Here is a 2732-nt window from a genome sequence, read left to right on the forward strand (position 1 = left end):
GTCGGGCGAAGGCGCGACGCGCGCCTTCGAGGTGGAGATCACCACCAACCGCGTGGACGCCATGAACCACTACGGTGTGGCGCGGGAGTGCGCCGCCATCTACAACACCGAACTGAAGCCGCTCGCGGCCAAGCTGCCCGCGGCCAAGGGCAAGCCGGAGTTCGCGATCGAGATCAAGGACCCCGATTTGTGCGCGCGCTTTTCCGCGCGCATCGTGCGCGGCGTCACCATCAAGGCGTCTCCCAAGGCAGTCGTGGAGCGGCTGGAATTGCTGGAGTCGCGGCCCATCAACAACGTCGCCGACGCCACCAACTACAACCTGCTGGAGATGGGGCATCCCACGCACGCCTACGACCTGGACCTGCTCGAGGGCCACAAGCACATCGTGCGGCGCGCCAGGCCGGGCGAGACCCTGAAGACCCTCGACGGGGTGGAGCGCAAGCTCTCGAAGGACGATCTGGTCATCGCCGACGCCCACCGCCCGGTGGGGCTGGCCGGGGTGATGGGCGGCTTCGACACCATGATCACCGAGCGCACCAGGAACGTGCTCATCGAGGCGGCGTGGTTCGATCCGGTGTCGGTGCGCAAGACGGCGCGGCGGCACGGCATGCACACCGACGCCTCGCACCGCTTCGAGCGCGGCGCCGACGTGGGCGCGACCGCGCTGGCGTGCGCGCGCGTGGCGCAGAGGATCCTCGAGAACGCGGGCGGCGAGCTGGAGGGCGGCGAGATCGACGTGCTGGCGCGCAAGCTGGCGCCGCGGCGCGTGCGCCTGCGCCACAGCGAGGTGCGGCGCATCCTGGGGCAGGACATTCCCGGCGACGAGATCGAGCGCATCCTGGAGCATCTGGGCTTCACGGTAGCGGCCGCCAAGCCGGCGAAGGCGGGCAAGGGCGCGCGCACGCCCGCCATCCTGGCGGAACCGGCGGAATTGACGGCCGAGATCCCCAGCTGGCGGCTGGACGTGGAGCGCGAGATCGATCTGATCGAGGAAGTGGCGCGGCTCTACGGCTACGACCGCTTCCCCAACACCCTGCCGGCGTTCTCCGGCTCGGTGGTGGAAGCTCCGCACGCGGCCCAGGAGGCGCGGCTGCGGAGCGACCTGCTGGCGCTGGGCTACCACGAGGCCATCTCGCTGACCTTCATCTCGCGGCAGGACGCGGCGCGCTTCGCCAGCGCCTCCCCGGCGGAGATCGCCAACCCCATCAGCGAAGAGGCCACGTGCATACGCACCTCGCTGCTGCCGGGGATGCTCGACATGCTGGCGTGGAACCTGAACCGCGGCAACCCGCAGGTGCGGCTCTTCGAGAGCGGGAACGTCTTCGCGCTGGAAGGCGCGGCGGCGCGGGAAGAGCGCATGGTCTGCCTGGGGGCGACGGGCGCGGCCGAGCCGGCCTGCCTCCACCGGCCGGCGCGGGCGTACTCCTTCTTCGACCTCAAGGGCGACGTGGAGACGCTGCTCTCCGCCTTCCAGCACACGGCGCTCTACTTCGACGGCTCTTCCGCCGACTACTACCATCCCGGGCGCTCGGCGCGGGCGGTGATGGACGGAGCCACGGTGGCGCGCTTCGGGCAGATCCATCCCGAGGTGGCGGCGGGGCGCAAGCTGCGCCAGGAGGTGTACATCGCCGAGATCCTGCTGGAGCGGCTGTTCGCGCACGGGTTGCGCCAGCCGCATTACCGCCCGGTGCCGCGCTTCCCGGCGGTGGAGCGGGATTTCTCCTTCCTCTTCGACAACACGGTGAGCTTCGAGCAGATCCGCGGGGCGGTGGAGGCGCTGGGGCTGGGCGAAATGCGGAGCTTCCAGCCGGTGGAGATCTTCCGCGGCGGCGGGGTGCCGGAGGGACGGTACTCGGTGCTGCTGCGCGCTTCCTTCCAATCGGCCGAACGCACCTTGCGCGATGATGAGGTGCAGGGCTGGTCGCAGCAGATCGTGAAGGCGCTGCAGGGCCTGGGCGGGACGCTGCGCGCCTAGTTCCCGGTTCCCGGTTCCCAGCTGAACTTCTGTCGCCCCTGAAGGGGCTCTCCTCCTCCAAAATGGCATCCTCACCCGGCACTTACGTGCCGGGCTGGGTTCTGGTGTCCCGCCAGGGCGGGACTGGGTGCCGCCCGCTGCGCGGGACTGGCACAGCCGGGTCGGCCGTGCCAGACCAGACATCCGGGGATCGGGCGATCTGGTGATCCGGGTAATCGAAACGACCCAAGAATCTGCTCTGTGTCCTCCGTGTCCTCTGTGGTTCATGGGTTCTGGTTTGCTACAATCGCGGCCCGATCGAGGTGCGCGATGAGCCTTTCGCGAAGAAGTTTCCTGGGAACGGTGGGGACGGCGGCGGCGGCCACGGTGCTGCCCTTTCCCCTGGCGGAGCGGCTGGCATTCGCGGGCGAGCCGCCGCGGACGCGGGTGGCCGGCGGGCCCGTCCTGCTCAACTCCAACGAGAACGCCTACGGGCCTTCGGCGAAGGTCATGGCGGAGGCGCAGCGCGCGCTCTCGCTGGCCATGCGCTATCCCGACCGGCAGTATGAGGCTCTGCGCGAGCGCATCGCGGCGCTGCACCAGGTCAAGCCGGAGCAGGTCTTCCTGGGCAACGGTTCCACCGAGATCCTGAAGATGGCGGCCAACGCCTTCGTGGACGACAAACACAAGCTGGTGACCTCGATGCTCACCTTCGAGGCCATCAGCTTCTACGCCAGCAACCTGCCGGGCGTGCAGGTGGCGTACGTGGGTCCGGCCG

General features: G+C 69.5%; 2 protein-coding genes. Both read left to right on the plus strand.

Annotated elements, in window-relative coordinates:
* A partial coding sequence (pheT, locus tag VEG08_06315) for a phenylalanine--tRNA ligase subunit beta (protein ID HXZ27599.1) occupies positions 1-1975 on the plus strand: 1975 nt, incomplete at its 5' end.
* Between the two features lie 309 nt (positions 1976-2284).
* On the plus strand, positions 2285-2732 hold a 448-nt coding region (locus VEG08_06320), incomplete at its 3' end, for a twin-arginine translocation signal domain-containing protein (protein ID HXZ27600.1).

It is taken from the genome of Terriglobales bacterium (assembly GCA_035624475.1).
GTDB lineage: Bacteria > Acidobacteriota > Terriglobia > Terriglobales > Acidobacteriaceae > DASPRL01.